Genomic DNA, 14,936 nt, shown 5'->3' with positions numbered 1-14,936 from the left:
GAATTCCGCATCAAACATAAGTAGTTTACTGACAAAACATGACATGATTTCATATGCGGGTTATAATAGAGTTTATATCTTTCAATGCAAAGTAAAGGATAATCTACTTATGGACTTGTTTACATATGCTTCTTCACAAGAACCAACAGGAAAGCTGTTAGCTGATCGTATGAGGCCAACATCGCTCGATGAATATATTGGTCAGGAGCAAATTGTCGGAAAAGGGAAGCTACTAAGACGAGCGATTGAGGCCGATCAAGTGACCTCAATCTTGCTTTATGGACCTCCGGGCACAGGCAAAACAACATTGGCCAACATCATAGCGAACCGAACACAGGGTGAGTTTATGAAACTGAACGCCGTAGATGCTTCGGTCAAAGATGTGCGAGAGATTATCGAGCTAGCGAAGACCAATAAAGCGATGTACGGTCGTAAAACGACCTTATTCCTTGACGAGGTGCATCGCTTTAACACCTCGCGGCAGGATGCGCTGCTGCCTGCGGTAGAGCAGGGCATCCTCATCTTCATCGGTGCGACGACAGAGAACCCGTTTCACCATGTGAACGGGGCTCTGCTGTCGCGCTCGACGCTGTTTCAGCTAGAGCCCCTCACGGCGGAGCATGCGCTCATCGCCATGCGAAGAGCCATCGCCGACCCCGTGAAGGGGCTCGGCTTCATGCGCCTCCACGTAGACGAGGAGGCGCTGGAGCACATCGCACGGATGGCCAATGGCGACATCCGCCGTTCACTTAACGCGCTGGAGCTTGCAGCGCTGACGACTTCACCTGAACCGGATGGAACGGTTCAGATTACGCTCGAGGTGGCGGAAGAGTCGATCCGCCGCCCCATCGTGAAAGCGGACGAGTCGACGCAATACGACGTCTTGTCCGCTTTTCACAAGAGCGTGCGCGGCTCCAGTGACGCCGCGCTGTTCTGGTTCCTATATGCCGTCGAGAAGCTCGGCATGGATCCCATGACGTTCCTGCGGCGTCTTATCGTCGCCTGCAGCGAAGATATCGGCCTTGCCAATCCGCAGGCAATGGTGCAGTCCGTGACGGCCATGGATGCTTATCATAAGATTGGTTGGCCGGAATCAAAGTACATCATTTCCCAGGCAATTTTATTCGCCGTGGAGAGTCCAAAGTCAAATTCGATACCGATGGCCATCTCTCGTGCGGAACAGTTGATGGACCAAGTGAAATCAGCGAATGTACCGCTTCATCTGCGTGATACACATTATAAAGGTGCTGATCAGCTCGGACATAAAGGCTACATGTATCCGCATAATTATCCGGGACACTATGTGAAGCAGCAGTACTTACCTGATGAAATTCGAAATGAAATCATTTTTGCTGCTAGCGAACAGGGAACAGAAGAAAAGATGAAGCTCAATCAGCACAAAAGAAGAGGGACACCTACAGGCTTATAAAATCAGTAGGTCCCCTCTTTTTTCTTTTTCCATATCAATTGTGAAAAGCTTCTCTGTAATAGGATCGTACCGAATCGAAACAATCAGCGGAAATTCGACACCATGATGTCTTACCCAGAAGCGAAACTGCTGCTGTGCAACACCCGGCGCGATAGTTGAACGTCCTATATATTTATAATCTAATAACGTGTAGAGTTTTCCAGCCTCCTGAAAGGCAAGACGGCTCCATTTGGCATATTCAGGATCTTGCTCAGGCTTATATTTTACGAAAATTTCTTCTGTACTTATCTCTGTACTTATCTCTGCACTTGATTCTGCACTTGCCTCTACCCTTGCTTGCAAACTTCCGGACCAACCAACCCCAATAATGAGAAGTACGGCTAAGATTCTACCCATTCGCTCACACCTTTCGCGATTATCCTGTGCTTAGAATTAAGCCTGCATACTTGAAAGGTAAACGGTAAATTTCTACAAGATGCCGGATTATATGTTTGCTGGCGACAGTGCTGAAAACAGAAATAGGAGCCCTAAGGGCTCCTATTAATGATCATTTCTATAATTTAAAAACCTTGCCTAAATAAACACCCGCGGCAGCACTAAATTGTTCTTGAAGCAGCTCTCTGAGTTGACTTTTCGCTTCCGGAGTTGGGAGTGTATTCGCCTTAATCCCATGGAGCTCCATCCAATGCTTGGCGGTCATGTAGCAGGTGCTGTTCCAGCCGTTCTTGGTGCCATTGGCATTCAGGCGTTCGCTTATACCAGCTATGACGATATCTGTTTTGCTTTGTAGTTCTATCAGAGCACGGTCGAATTCATTTTTCGACTCCTTGGCTTTCATCCCGATTTTGGAGCGAAGCTCCTTAACATCGATGCCTTCGTTCTCTTCAACAGCTTGAAAAAGCTCGACAGCCGATTTGGGAAGCTCTCCATCTGCATAACGCTCCTCAACAGAATAAGGTTCGTCTAACAAATTTTTAATTAATGGAAAGAGTTCAGCAGAAATCAACATTGGCTTCTTTGCAAAAAAGCGGCCATAAGCGGCAATGCCGTCGCCAGGCAGACGATCTCGCCATAACCAAGGATCTGTCTCTAGCCCCGTATGCCATTGTTCGGTCATAGTTATAGATTCAAGTGAAGGATGATCCGGTATGAACGAAGAGAGAGGGAGAATACCGACCTCTTTCATGATCTTCGTAACATCCTCATAAGCAGCAGCTTTCCAACCAACATCATTCACTTTGACCAAAACGATCATCCTTCCTGTTCCTATATCCGCTAATCAAACTTACTTATGAACCTTATCAATAACTCCGCCGCCTAAACACACGTCTCCATCATAGAAAACGACGGATTGTCCGGGCGTTACGGCTTTTTGTGGTTTATCGAAGACAACTTCACATGTCCCATCCTCCATAAACGTAAGGACTACGCCTTGGTCGGGCTGACGGTAACGAAATTTAGCTGTGCAAGCATATGCACCCACTGGTTTGCTCGATGAGATCCAGTTCACATCTGTGGCTGTTAAGCCCTTAGAATATAGTCCTGGATACTGCTCTCCTTGAACAACAAGCAATTGATTGTTTTCTAAATCTTTATCAACAACGAACCACGGCTCGCCAGAGCCTGAACCGCCAATACCAAGTCCTTGTCTTTGACCCAGAGTGTAGTACATCAAACCGTCGTGACGTCCTTTGACTTCACCGTTACGAATATCGACCATATTGCCGGGCTTTGCTGGCAAGTATTGACTGAGGAACTGTTTAAAGTCGCGCTCGCCGATAAAGCAAATTCCGGTGCTGTCTTTCTTCTTAGCTGTGGCTAGGCCTGCAGCTTCAGCAATTTCACGAACCTTTGGTTTCGGTAGGTGGCCAATCGGGAACATGGCTTTGGACAGCTGCTGCTGATTCAGCACGTTAAGGAAGTACGTTTGATCTTTGTTGGCATCATTACCACGCAAAAGCACATATTCACCATCTTGCTCTTTCACTTGTGCATAGTGACCTGTTGCAATGTAATCCCCACCTAAATCAATGACCTTCTGAAGCAATTCACCGAATTTAATTTCTCGGTTGCACATCACATCCGGATTCGGCGTGCGGCCCTTGGTATACTCGTCCAGGAAATAGGCGAAAACTTTGTCGTAATATTGCTTCTCGAAATTTACTGTATAGAAAGGGATGTCGAGCTGATCGCATACTCTTCTAACATCCTCTGCATCTTCTTCTGCGGTACAATGGCCAAACTCATCGGTATCGTCCCAATTTTTCATGAAAATGCCAATAACCTCGTAGCCCTGTTCCTTAAGTAACAGTGCAGCAACCGAAGAATCAACACCTCCGGACATTCCCAAAATGACACGTGTTTTTTTACTCATAGCTGTGAACCTCTTTTCTATCTTGTGGGACTTTTTTTAAAACTCTTACTATTATACCTCTCTATTGTTCAAAATTAAAATATTTCATTAGAATGTCATTGTTTTTCCCCCACAGAACAAGGAATTTATGATACCATATATACGATATACGGATGTTTAGGAATGTTTTTGCGAAAAATGGAAACGCTGTGTACCAAGATAGGGAAGACCATAGTGTCTGAACGTGGATAAAATAGATGGTAGGCAAACAGAAGTTTTAGCAATATCGATCAGACTCCTTGATGGCATATAATGTTGAATGAGGTGTAACTTTGAAAATTTCTACAAAAGGCCGCTATGGTTTAACGATCATGATGGAGCTGGCCAATCGATTTGGTGAAGGACCGACTTCACTCAAAAGTATTGCCGAAAAGCATCAGCTTTCCGAACATTATCTGGAACAACTTGTAGCTCCACTTCGCAATGCAGGATTGGTCAAAAGTATTCGTGGTGCTTACGGTGGATATATTCTCTCCAAATCCGCTGATACAGTAACAGCAGGCGAGGTTATTCGTGTATTAGAAGGACCGATTAGTCCTGTCGACTTTACGGAGGAAGATGATCCGGCTAAGCGTGATCTGTGGATTCGTATTCGCGATAGTATTGCGGGCGTGCTAGATTCTACTACACTTGCGAACTTGATTTCTTTCGAAGACCAAGGCAAGAACGACAACTACATGTTTTACATTTAAGGGTGTCCTATGAATCCCATTTATCTTGATCATGCAGCAACTACACCCGTGCATCCTGAAGTATTGGAAGCGATGCTTCCATTCTATACAGCCTTTTTTGGCAATCCTTCAAGTACACATAGCTTCGGCAGAGCTACTAGAACAGCACTCAACAGATTTCGCGACGCTATGGCGATATCGTTAGGCTGTTTACCTGCTGAGCTTATTTTTACAAGCGGAGGAACCGAAAGCAATAACATGGCGATCTTTGGGATCATGAATGCAAACAAGGATGGCAAGAAGCATATCATTACGACGGAGATCGAACATCATGCTGTTTTGCATCCCTGTGAGCGATTGGAGAGCCTCGGATACGAGGTGACCTATCTTCCAGTAGGTCCGACCGGTCTTATTCAAATAGAAGATGTGGAAGCGGCTATTCGACCGGACACAGCTCTCATTTCCATGATGTATGTGAATAATGAAGTGGGTACGATTCAACCGATCGAGCAAGTAGGTCATCTAGCGCGGAGTCGGCAAATTCCTTTTCATGTGGATGCGGTGCAAGCTTTAGGTAAATTGCCGCTAAATGTTCGTGAACTTCCTGTTGATTTAATGAGTTTCTCGGCTCATAAGATATACGGACCTAAAGGTGCAGGCGCATTATTTGTATCGAAGAACACAAGGTTGACACCTCACGTCTATGGCGGTGCTCAGGAGAGAAAGCGCCGCGCAGGTACGGAGAATGTAGCAGCAATTGCAGGCTTTGCCAAAGCTGTGGAAGTTACTCTCCCCATGCTGGACAGCATGCAATCCAAAGTCATAGAGCTTCGCAGGCTTATGATAAGCATACTTGAGCAGCAATTAGGCTTTGATAGCTTCACAATTAATGGCCACAAGGAACAGTGTATCCCGCATATTCTGAACATCAGCTTCCCAGGTATCTCAACAGAAACACTTCTTATGAATCTTGATTTAGAAGAAGTGGCTGCTGCAAGCGGTTCTGCATGTACGTCAGGTTCACTTGAAGTATCGCACGTATTACAAGCCATGAAGCTCCCAGAAAATGTTACAGCCTCCGCGGTTCGATTTAGTTTTGGAATGGGGAATTCTAAAGAACAAATCGAAACAGCTGCCCAGAAAATTGCAACCATTGTCAAGCGGTTGCGTACTACATAGTACCGGGTGGTTCTAGGAGGAATAAAACTTGCGCAAAGCGCATGATTTGATCGGGCTTCCCGTTCTAACGGTAGATTCCGGTAAACAAATAGGTCAAGTTAAAGATTTGTTGGTAGGCCCTGATTGGAACATACGAGGTATCATGCTCGAAGTGAAGATTTGGTTCTCCTCCTTACGTTACATACCGTGGGAGGGAATCGTCGCTGCCGGAGAAGATGCCATTACCATACCGAACGAAAGTGTCATTCGCGAGTTTGAGCATGTGGAAGAGTGTCATGCTTTTCTTGAAGGAAGCCGCAAAATTAAAGGTCTTCCCATCATTACGGTGGGAGGGCACAAATTAGGCGTGGTAGAAGATGTTTATTTAAACCAGAATTGGGGTAAACAAATAGTAGGTTATGAATTGTCCGAAGGGTTTATTTCTGATTTAAAGGAAGGGCGAAGATGGCTTCCCATGCCGGTGGCGGCAACCAAAGGGGAAGATGCCATCATAGTGCCTGTACATTGCGCTCAGGAAGTAGAAGAACTCTTCGTATCCAAAGAAGAATAGGGTGAGCATTATGCGTTGTCCAAACTGTAATTCCAAAGATATTGGAAAGATCGGTTCCCATCAATTCTACTGCTGGGGTTGCTTTATTGAACTCAGTGTTAACGGAGACAAAATGTCTGTGTATCAAGTAGAGGAAGACGGTACGTTGAGTTCTCTGGATGATTTATTTTTTGAGGAAGAAATTCCTCAAGTCCACGAACATGCAAATTAATCATTAATACACATTACGAAACGTTATTTTTTGAGCGCAGCGGCGCTTAAGAAGTAGCGTTTTTTCTTGTTTAGCTCATGATTTAACGGGTTAATTTGGACGGGTTGTACATATACTGTATGAGCGTATGTTTATAAGGATTAACAGAGGTGAAGAGAATGGAACGTTTTTGGAAAAATAAATGGTTCGTCGGGTTGGTATATCTCCTACTTGTTCTGGCCAGCTTGTATATGCTGCTGCAAATAAAGCCAATAATGTTTAGCGTATTTACCTTTATCAAAGCCATCGTGACGCCATTTTTTATAGCTGTGATTATTTCGTACATTTTAAACCCGATCGTGAATATTCTAAATCAGCGGAAAGTGCCAAGAACTATTGCTGTACTGCTTATTTATAGTGTCTTTCTCTCATCTCTGACCGTTATTATCATGAATATGACACCGATGTTTGTGTCCCAAATTGCGGAACTGAATGAGCATATGCCGCAAATGGCTATGCGTGCGCAATCGCTTGTAGACGGCTTTAATCAAAATCAACTGCTTCCCGACAGTGTGCGCAATGGATTTAATCATTCACTTACGAAGCTGGAAAATAGCATTTCCATGGCCATCTCGAACTACATGAATCAGATTGGAAATACCATCAATATGCTGTTCATCGCTTTTATCGTACCGTTCGTTGCGTTCTATATCTTAAAGGATTTTCAAATTATTGAGAAAACAGCCTTGGCTATTGTGCCGAAAGAGCATCGTAAGAAAACAATCAAGTTGCTCATTGATATTGACACAGCCCTTGGTAATTATATCCGGGGTCAATTATTAGTTTGTTTGATTATAGGAGTTCTGGCCTATTTGGGGTATTGGCTTATTGGTATGCAATATGCATTGCTGCTCGCTAGCGTTGTGGCGGTGTTTAATATTATCCCTTACTTGGGGCCATTTTTTGGAGCAGCGCCGGCAATCATTATGGCATCAACGGTCTCTTTGAAAATGTTGTTATTCGTCGCACTCGTTAATTTAGCTGTACAAATTCTCGAAGGCAACGTGATCTCCCCACAGGTTGTAGGAAGAACGCTTCATATGCATCCGTTGTTTATCATTTTCGCCTTACTTGTAGGTGGGGAAGTCGCGGGTATAGTGGGGTTAATATTGGCTGTACCTTTCTTTGCCGTCATGAAGGTTATCATTCAACATGTTTTCCTTCACTATGTTCATAAGCCCACGACATGAGGTTTCATTAGGTGTGGACGCACAGAACCCCTCTGAGCCATGACTTGCGGGATCATGGTTCAGAGGGGTTCTGCACGAGGGTTGAGGATATGAAAGGTGTGGCCATGCGTAAACCATCGAATGGGCTACGGAATAAGTATACGAATTCTTGCTATATGTCTTTTGTTCGATAATGAAAATCATTATCATTAAGTATAGTATACGTTCATTGAGAATGATTGTCAACTAAGATTTTTTAAATTTTTATCTTTGTCGTCTCCTTGGTCGTCCTCTTCTTTTTTTTGCTTTTTTTGTTCTTGGAATTCTACTCGAGTCTGACCTGTTATATAGTCAAAAGGATTGTAACGGCTATCAGGTATTTCCTTTTTGATGAGAGTCTTGGTCATGATGTAGATGACTAATACAAAAATGGGTGTAATTACACCGAGTAGGGTGAGGGTTGAGAAATCCAATTGAAACACCTCCGAGGATCATATAAATGACTTTATAAATGACTTTATAAATGACACAAGCGTACTGTACATACGATTTCCTTAAAGGATTGGTTTCATTAACATTTGTTACATTGAATGGAAGTAGAGCCCAAAGCTTTACTTGAATATTGACAGGGTACTAGCATATAGTTATAATTTGCCTTATCTATATCTGAATTGAAAGCGTTGATGAAACTTTAGTAAGCCATAGTCCATCGTCAGAGAGAAGGTTCCGCTAAAGCAGTGTTACTGCGAGTGGCGGCTGTGAGAACCTTTCGGTGCTAGGATGGCCCAAAGCTCGTTTCGGAGTGTGGATGAACTCCACCGGTTGGACCCGTTACAGATCCGCACAAGGAGATTGCGTTTGTTTCCTCTTGCTATAAGCAAAGGTGAGACGAACACAATAACCAGGGTGGTACCGCGATTATTCGTCCCTGTATGTTACAGGGGCGTTTTTTGTTTGTTTTTCGAACAATTGATAAATATGGAGGCTTGAATAAGATGAAAGCAAGTGAAATACGTTCCAAGTGGTTGCAGTTCTTTGCAAGTAAAGGGCATAAGATAGAGCCAAGTTCATCGCTCGTCCCACATAATGACCCCTCACTCTTGTGGATTAATGCGGGGATTGCTCCTTTAAAGCCGTATTTGGATGGACGCGAAATTCCTGAAAATCCGCGGATTACGAATGCCCAGAAATGTATTCGTACAAATGATATTGAAAATGTAGGTAAAACACGCCGACATCATACGTTCTTTGAGATGCTAGGGAATTTCTCCATCGGAGACTACTTTAAAAAAGAAGTCATTCCTTGGGCTTGGGAGTTTCTAACTGATCCGCAGTGGATCGGCTTTGATCCGAATCGTATTTCTGTCACTGTGCATGAAGATGATGAGGAAGCTTTTGAAATTTGGAACAAACAAATCGGTATACCCGAAGAGCGTATTTATAAGCTCAAAGAAGACAATTTCTGGGATATTGGTGAAGGTCCTTGTGGTCCCTGTACAGAGATTTTCTATGATCGCGGTGATAAATACGGTGATTTATCTGATCCGGAATGCTGGCCAGGTGGAGAGAATGAGCGTTTCCTAGAAGTTTGGAACCTCGTGTTTACGCAATTCAACCATAATAAGGACGGCAGCTATACACCGCTCCCTAATAAAAATATTGATACCGGTGCAGGATTAGAACGTTTTGCTTCGATTCTGCAAGATGTGGACTCAAACTTTGACACGGATTTGTTTAAGCCGATTATTGATAAAGCCTGTGAGCTTACAGGTGTGAAATATCATGTGAACGAAGAGCATGATGTTGCACTCAAAGTCATCGCTGACCATATCCGCACCGTTGCTTTCTCCGTTGGTGATGGCGTGCTGCCTTCTAATGAAGGACGCGGTTATGTTATCCGCCGTTTGCTGCGCCGCGCTGTACGATACGGCAAAGTACTTGGACTTGATAAGCCATTCCTTCATAAGCTCGTACCAACCGTTGGAGAAATAATGGGCGTTTACTACACGGAAGTTGTAGATAAACGAGAATTTATCGAGAAGGTCATACGAACCGAAGAGGAACGTTTCCATGAAACGTTAAGCGATGGTTTGGTCATTCTGGCCGAGATGGTAGAAAAGACACGTCAAACGGGTACGAATCAGATCAGCGGACCGGATGCTTTCAAGCTGTATGATACGTATGGCTTCCCATTCGATTTGACCGAAGATTTTGCTTCTGAGAAGGGCTTAACGGTTGACCGTGAAGGATTTGATACTTCCATGAAGGAACAGCGTGACCGTGCTAGAGCGGCCAGTCATAAAGAAGGCGGTATGAAGGTACAAGGCGGACCGCTGTCTGATTTGACGATTAAAAGCGAATTTGTTGGTTATAATGAATTGGTAGTTACTGCTAGTATCGTGGCGATCGTTCATGAGAATGAACTCGTTGACATTGTCGGAGTTGGTGAGACCTGTCAGGTCGTATTGGATCGGACTCCTTTCTACGCTGAAAGCGGCGGTCAGGTCAGTGATTATGGTATAATTAGAAGTAACCAAGTGTCATTGAAGGTTGAAGATGTTATCAAAGCGCCTCATGGCCAGCACGTTCACAAAGTTCTTGTTGTGTCGGGTGTTCTTCGAAAAGGCGATTCAGTAGAAGCTATTGTGGCTGCTGCGGAGCGTGGGGACATCATTAAGAACCATACAGCTACACATTTGCTGCACAAAGCGCTTAAGGAAGTGCTAGGAACGCATGTTAATCAAGCGGGTTCTTTGGTTGAACCTGATCGTTTGCGGTTTGACTTCTCGCATTTCGGAAGTATTAGCAGCGAAGAGCTGCAGGACGTAGAACAGCGTGTGAATCGTCAGATTTGGAATAACACGAATGTGGATATTTCACTCAAAGCAATCGCTGACGCGAAAGCAATGGGAGCTATGGCGTTGTTCGGCGAGAAATACGGTGATATCGTGCGCGTTGTGCAAGTCGGCGATTACAGCTTAGAGTTGTGCGGCGGTTGCCACGTTCAGAACACGGGTCAAATCGGCTTATTCAAAATCGTCAGCGAGTCCGGTATCGGTTCAGGTGTTCGTCGGATCGAAGCGGTGTCTGGCCGCAGTGCGTATGAATACCTTGATCAGCAATTACAATTACTGAAAGAATCCGCGGGCTTGCTCAAATCAAATGTTCAAGATGTGCCTAAACGTGTGGAAGCTACGCTTCAGCAAGTGAAGGAATTGACGCGTGAAAACGAGTCGCTGCGCAGCAAACTTGGGCGAATCGAAGCGGGTTCTCTTACAGACCAAGTGAAGCAAGTAGCGGGGGTTTCTGTTCTGGCTGCACAAGTCAATGCGGCGGATATGGATTCACTTCGTAATATTGTGGATGAGATGAAGACGAAGCTAGGTTCCGCTGTTATCGTACTCGGCGCAGTTGCGGATGACAAAGTCAATTTGGTAGCTGCTGTCACGCCAGATCTTGTGACTAAAGGCTTCCACGCAGGCAAAATCATTAAAGAAGTGGCTCAGGCTGTTGGCGGTAGCGGAGGTGGTCGCCCGGATATGGCGCAAGCAGGCGGTAAGGATGCATCCAAATTGCAAGCTGCATTGTCCGGAGTTGAAGGACTTCTTTCCCAATTTGCATAATTATTTTTCTGTGGGACAGGAATTTTTAAACCCATAGAGAATATAACCAGTATACATGGATTGATTTTCAAATATTTAACAAAGGTATCATAAGGAAAGTGAGGTGCTCCTGATGAGTTCCATGGACAAAACGATGAAGTTTAACGTAAAGGCAGAAGAAATAGAGACATCTCCCAAAGACGTGCTATTAGCGGTGTACGATGCTCTTCAGGAAAAAGGGTATAATCCGATCAACCAGATTGTCGGGTACTTGCTTTCCGGAGATCCTGCCTATATTCCACGGCATAACAATGCTCGGAGCCTCATTCGTAAACGGGAGCGGGACGAACTCATTGAAGAATTAGTTCGTGCTTATCTGGGTCAACACAAATAGAAGGAAAAGAGAACCGGCATGAGATGGATAGGCTTGGATTATGGGGACAAGACGATTGGTGTAGCGATGAGCGACGAGCTTGGTTGGACGGCTCAAGGGCTTGAAGTCATACATCGACGTAAGCCTGGGGAAGACATCGCTCGGCTGGAGGCCATTGTCAAACAGTACGGTGTTACTCAAATAGTGGTAGGCTTGCCCAAAAATATGAACAATACTATAGGTCCACGCGGCGAGCTTGCTATCGCATTTTCGCAAGAATTAGAGCAAAAACTAAGTGTACCTGTACACTTGTGGGATGAGCGGTTAACGACCGTAGCTGCGACACGCACACTTCTAGAAGCTGATGTGAGTCGGAAGAAACGTAAGCTGGTTATTGATAAAATGGCCGCACAGCTCATTCTGCAAGGATACATGGATGCCAATATGAAGAGGTGAACGAACATGTCCAAAGAAGAATTGAATGAAGAACAACCAGAAATCATTTACATCCCGGACGATGAAGGCAACGAAGAAGAGTTCGAGGTTATCATGAAATTCGAAGTGGACGGTTCTGACAAGAAGTATATGATGGTAGTGCCTACAGACGGCGAAGATGAAGAATCCGATGAAGTGTACGCATTTCGCTATGAAGAGGATGATGACGGCGAGGATTTGAAGCTGTTCACCATCGAGGATGAAGAAGAATGGAATATTGTTGAAGAAACATTCAATACCTTAATGGCAGAATTTGATGAGGAAGAAGAAGCATGAGCACGACGCCTTCTGACGTATTGCGCAAAACTTACGGGGATGATATTATTTTGTTTGATGAGCAAAATGAATCAACGGTGTATCATCTTCTTAAAGAATTCGTTTATGGAAATTATACGTATGCTGTTCTGCAATCCGATGAACTCAAGAAGGAAGACGAGGTTGCTGTTTTCCGAGTGACGACAGATAGCGACGGACAGTATGAATTGGAAACCATCGAGGATGACGAGGAATGGGAAACCGTTTCAGAGCTCTACGACGAGATGGTATTTCCAGAACAGGATGAATTGTAAGAAGCATACAACCGAGCGGAGCGCATCCGCTCGTTTTTGTTTGCTTTGGGGTATATGAATGCTTACGAAGTCAGTTTTGCTAAAGCAAAACTCTAAAGTCAATGCTTACGAAGTGAGTTTTCTTACGAAAACTTTTAGGAGGATTATTGTGAACAACATGCTTGAACAGGAGAATGAACAGAATAAGCCTAGACGAAGTAAGCTTAAGCTCATCCTTCTTGTCTTTGGACTATTGCTGCTCATTATCATTGGAACTGCAGGTGGTATCGGATTGTATATCGCGAGTGCTCTCCAGCCTGTAGCTGCTTCAGAGCAAGAAGTAAGGATCTCAATCCCACAAGGGGCCGGGTCTTTGCAAATCGCCAAGGAGCTTGAAACGAAGGGACTTATTAAAAATTCTACGATTTTTACGTATTATTTAAAGGTGAAGAAGCTGGGCTCCAGACTTCAAGCAGGCGAGTACAGTATGAAACCGGGAATGACATTCGATGAAATGATTAATAAGCTGAATAAAGGGGAGACCGTGAAGGAAGAAGTCATCCGTATTACGATCCCTGAGGGCTATACCATTGATCAGATTGCAGCCAAATTAAGTGAGCAGACTCCTTGGAAAAAGGAAGTTTTTCTACAGATGGCGGATGCGCCTGCTGGGCTCAAGGGAGAAACAATCGCAACGATTCCTGATAATAAAAGCATAAAACACCGTCTCGAAGGGTATCTGTTCCCAGAAACGTATGAGTTTAAGAAAGACTCCACGGAACAAGATTTTATTGAGCGAACACTGCAGCAGCTGGATAAGAAGCTGGAGACACTTCCACCAGACTGGAAGGACAAGCTCAAGGAGCGCGGACTTAACGTACACCAGATGTTGACTATTGCCTCTTTAATTGAACGTGAAGTGGTTGTAAATGAAGAGCGTGCACTTGTATCCGGCGTTATCCAGAACCGGTTGAAGAAGAATATGCCCCTTCAAATTGATGCAACCGTGCAATATTTATTTGATAAGTCCAAAGAGAGATTACTGGAGAAGGATCTTCAAATACAAAGTCCTTATAATACGTATTTAAACACAGGATTACCTCCGGGGCCAATCGCGAGTCCGAGCCTTGCCTCGATGAAGGCAGCTATTTATCCGGAAGAGACGAAGTATTTATTCTATGTAACAAAGAAAGATGGGACCAAAGGGCATTTGTTCGCAGAAACTTTTGAAGAGCATAAGAAGAATATTGTAGAAAGTAAGAAGGCCGCGAATTAGTAGTACGAACTTATGATAGGAAGCTGACAGAAGGTAGGGTAAGCAATTGAAAAAACCAGAGTTAGTAGTAAGCTGCAGCACTGTGGCAGAACTGAAAAGATTGATCGAAGCAGGCGCAGATGCGGTTATTATTGGCGAAGCGCGCTACGGCATGCGTCTGCCGGGAGAAGTGAAACTGGATGAGATGCAGGAAGCTGTGTCCTGGGCACATGAACAGAAGGCTAAAGTATATGTTGCTGTAAACAATATTTTCGACAATAATGCCCTTGTGGGGCTGTATGATTATTTAGCCGAATTACAGGAATACGGTGTGGATGCAATCATTTTCGGTGATCCAGCGGTACTCATGAATGCACGTAACTTACCTAAGCCGCTAGCGCTGCACTGGAATGCAGAGATGACATCAACCAATTATGCGACTGCGAACTATTGGGCTAAGCAAGGAGCTACCCGTGTGGTCCTGGCTAGAGAACTGAATATGGAGCAGGTTTTGGCTTTTAAAGAGCATGCCGAGTTAGCTGTTGAAGTACAGGTACATGGCATCACTAACATTTATCACTCTAAGCGAGAGTTAGTGAAGAATTATATCGAGCACCAAGGGAATGATGCAGCTGACCAGGATCGTTCCATTGAGCGAGGGCTTTTCCTCATTGAGCATGAACGCCGTGATCAGCGTTACCCTGTGTATGAAGATAGTAATGGCACGCACATTATGAGTTCCGAAGATATATGTATGTTGGAAAATTTACCTGAACTTATGGACGGTCAAATAGATAGCTTGAAAATCGAAGGTCTTTTGAAATCTTCACTGTATAACGAAACGGTTGTGAGAAGCTATCGGGCTGTAATCGATGCTTATGCTGCTGATCCTGAAGGATATATCTTTCAACAGGAATGGTTGGATGCGATAGTTAAGCTGCAAGATCCTGAACGTGAATTGTCATACGGTTTTTTTTACAAAGAACAGGTATATTGATAGAT

At 44.3% G+C, this 14,936-nt stretch carries 17 protein-coding genes; 13 read left to right on the top strand and 4 right to left on the bottom strand.

Features of this window, described 5'->3' with window-relative positions; translation table 11 throughout:
* Window positions 1-109: 109 nt before the first annotated feature.
* Window positions 110-1,429, top strand: a complete 1,320-nt coding sequence (locus AC58UU_RS15245; RefSeq protein WP_171693780.1) for a replication-associated recombination protein A — start codon at window positions 110-112, stop codon at window positions 1,427-1,429.
* Here the strand turns inward: AC58UU_RS15245 and AC58UU_RS15240 are convergent.
* From AC58UU_RS15240 to mnmA, 3 genes are all read right to left on the bottom strand, one after another.
* Window positions 1,424-1,825, bottom strand: a complete 402-nt coding sequence (locus AC58UU_RS15240) for a DUF3889 domain-containing protein (RefSeq protein ID WP_497316917.1) — start codon at window positions 1,823-1,825, stop codon at window positions 1,424-1,426. The genes AC58UU_RS15245 and AC58UU_RS15240 overlap by 6 nt on opposite strands.
* 157 nt (window positions 1,826-1,982) lie before the next feature.
* Window positions 1,983-2,684, bottom strand: coding sequence for an AlkZ-related protein (locus tag AC58UU_RS15235; RefSeq protein ID WP_497316915.1), 702 nt, complete (start codon window positions 2,682-2,684; stop codon window positions 1,983-1,985).
* Window positions 2,685-2,714: 30 nt separating this feature from the next.
* Window positions 2,715-3,803 carry a tRNA 2-thiouridine(34) synthase MnmA gene (mnmA, locus tag AC58UU_RS15230; RefSeq protein ID WP_307446474.1) on the bottom strand — a complete coding sequence of 363 codons (1,089 nt, stop codon included), beginning with the start codon at window positions 3,801-3,803 and terminating at the stop codon, window positions 2,715-2,717.
* A gap of 311 nt (window positions 3,804-4,114) precedes the next feature.
* On the opposite strand from mnmA, the gene cymR reads away from it, so the two are divergent.
* The 5 genes from cymR (at window position 4,115) to AC58UU_RS15205 (ending at window position 7,682) form a co-directional block, all read left to right on the top strand.
* Entirely contained in the window at window positions 4,115-4,534 is a 420-nt protein-coding gene (gene cymR, locus AC58UU_RS15225) for a cysteine metabolism transcriptional regulator CymR (protein WP_497316912.1), read from the top strand.
* A gap of 9 nt (window positions 4,535-4,543) precedes the next feature.
* On the top strand, window positions 4,544-5,692 hold the full coding sequence (locus AC58UU_RS15220) for a cysteine desulfurase family protein (RefSeq protein WP_497316910.1): 1,149 nt from the start codon (window positions 4,544-4,546) through the stop codon (window positions 5,690-5,692).
* 28 nt (window positions 5,693-5,720) lie between these two features.
* Window positions 5,721-6,242, top strand: a complete 522-nt coding sequence (locus AC58UU_RS15215) for a PRC-barrel domain-containing protein (RefSeq protein ID WP_171644695.1) — start codon at window positions 5,721-5,723, stop codon at window positions 6,240-6,242.
* A 7-nt stretch (window positions 6,243-6,249) separates the two neighbouring features.
* The gene (locus AC58UU_RS15210; protein ID WP_029196901.1) at window positions 6,250-6,453 is read left to right on the top strand and encodes a YrzR-like zinc ribbon domain; all 204 of its coding nucleotides are present in this window, start codon (window positions 6,250-6,252) and stop codon (window positions 6,451-6,453) included.
* Between the two features lie 158 nt (window positions 6,454-6,611).
* Window positions 6,612-7,682, top strand: coding sequence for an AI-2E family transporter (locus AC58UU_RS15205; protein ID WP_497316908.1), 1,071 nt, complete (start codon window positions 6,612-6,614; stop codon window positions 7,680-7,682).
* 221 nt (window positions 7,683-7,903) lie between these two features.
* On the opposite strand, the gene AC58UU_RS15200 is transcribed toward AC58UU_RS15205, so the two are convergent.
* Window positions 7,904-8,134: a DUF3951 domain-containing protein gene (locus AC58UU_RS15200; protein WP_497316906.1), complete on the bottom strand. Its 231-nt coding sequence runs from the start codon at window positions 8,132-8,134 to the stop codon at window positions 7,904-7,906.
* A 522-nt stretch (window positions 8,135-8,656) separates the two neighbouring features.
* Between AC58UU_RS15200 and alaS the strand changes: the two genes are divergently transcribed.
* The 7 genes from alaS (at window position 8,657) to AC58UU_RS15165 (ending at window position 14,931) form a co-directional block, all read left to right on the top strand.
* Complete coding sequence (alaS, locus tag AC58UU_RS15195) at window positions 8,657-11,284, top strand: alanine--tRNA ligase (protein ID WP_497316904.1); 2,628 nt, start codon at window positions 8,657-8,659, stop codon at window positions 11,282-11,284.
* A gap of 112 nt (window positions 11,285-11,396) precedes the next feature.
* A complete protein-coding gene (locus AC58UU_RS15190) occupies window positions 11,397-11,657 on the top strand; it encodes an IreB family regulatory phosphoprotein (protein ID WP_028555746.1) in 261 nt (86 codons plus the stop codon).
* Window positions 11,658-11,675: 18 nt separating this feature from the next.
* Entirely contained in the window at window positions 11,676-12,092 is a 417-nt protein-coding gene (gene ruvX / locus AC58UU_RS15185) for a Holliday junction resolvase RuvX (protein ID WP_171644688.1), read from the top strand.
* Window positions 12,093-12,098: 6 nt separating this feature from the next.
* Complete coding sequence (locus AC58UU_RS15180; protein ID WP_497316902.1) at window positions 12,099-12,407, top strand: DUF1292 domain-containing protein; 309 nt, start codon at window positions 12,099-12,101, stop codon at window positions 12,405-12,407.
* Window positions 12,404-12,700, top strand: coding sequence for a DUF1292 domain-containing protein (locus AC58UU_RS15175; RefSeq protein WP_057306100.1), 297 nt, complete (start codon window positions 12,404-12,406; stop codon window positions 12,698-12,700). Before AC58UU_RS15180 ends, AC58UU_RS15175 begins: the two co-directional genes overlap by 4 nt.
* Before the next feature lie 157 nt (window positions 12,701-12,857).
* Window positions 12,858-13,955 carry an endolytic transglycosylase MltG gene (gene mltG, locus AC58UU_RS15170; protein ID WP_497317337.1) on the top strand — a complete coding sequence of 366 codons (1,098 nt, stop codon included), beginning with the start codon at window positions 12,858-12,860 and terminating at the stop codon, window positions 13,953-13,955.
* A 46-nt stretch (window positions 13,956-14,001) separates the two neighbouring features.
* Entirely contained in the window at window positions 14,002-14,931 is a 930-nt protein-coding gene (locus AC58UU_RS15165) for a peptidase U32 family protein (protein WP_497316899.1), read from the top strand.
* Window positions 14,932-14,936 lie beyond the last annotated feature (5 nt).

It is taken from the genome of Paenibacillus sp. JT22N1, from assembly GCF_059692155.1.
The sequence above is the reverse complement of the archived record's forward strand: the minus strand, read 5'-3'. Positions and strand labels throughout refer to the sequence as shown.

Bases quoted from the DNA above. Each gene is read 5' to 3' on its own strand.
- AC58UU_RS15180 (WP_497316902.1), top strand. From the start codon at position 12,099: ATGTCCAAAGAAGAATTGAATGAAGAACAACCAGAAATCATTTACATC.
- AC58UU_RS15235 (WP_497316915.1), bottom strand. From the start codon at position 2,684: ATGATCGTTTTGGTCAAAGTGAATGATGTTGGTTGGAAAGCTGCTGCT.
- ruvX (WP_171644688.1), top strand. From the start codon at position 11,676: ATGAGATGGATAGGCTTGGATTATGGGGACAAGACGATTGGTGTAGCG.
- alaS (WP_497316904.1), top strand. From the start codon at position 8,657: ATGAAAGCAAGTGAAATACGTTCCAAGTGGTTGCAGTTCTTTGCAAGT.
- AC58UU_RS15240 (WP_497316917.1), bottom strand. From the start codon at position 1,825: ATGGGTAGAATCTTAGCCGTACTTCTCATTATTGGGGTTGGTTGGTCC.
- mnmA (WP_307446474.1), bottom strand. From the start codon at position 3,803: ATGAGTAAAAAAACACGTGTCATTTTGGGAATGTCCGGAGGTGTTGAT.
- AC58UU_RS15190 (WP_028555746.1), top strand. From the start codon at position 11,397: ATGAGTTCCATGGACAAAACGATGAAGTTTAACGTAAAGGCAGAAGAA.
- AC58UU_RS15175 (WP_057306100.1), top strand. From the start codon at position 12,404: ATGAGCACGACGCCTTCTGACGTATTGCGCAAAACTTACGGGGATGAT.
- mltG (WP_497317337.1), top strand. From the start codon at position 12,858: ATGCTTGAACAGGAGAATGAACAGAATAAGCCTAGACGAAGTAAGCTT.
- AC58UU_RS15220 (WP_497316910.1), top strand. From the start codon at position 4,544: ATGAATCCCATTTATCTTGATCATGCAGCAACTACACCCGTGCATCCT.
- AC58UU_RS15205 (WP_497316908.1), top strand. From the start codon at position 6,612: ATGGAACGTTTTTGGAAAAATAAATGGTTCGTCGGGTTGGTATATCTC.
- AC58UU_RS15245 (WP_171693780.1), top strand. From the start codon at position 110: ATGGACTTGTTTACATATGCTTCTTCACAAGAACCAACAGGAAAGCTG.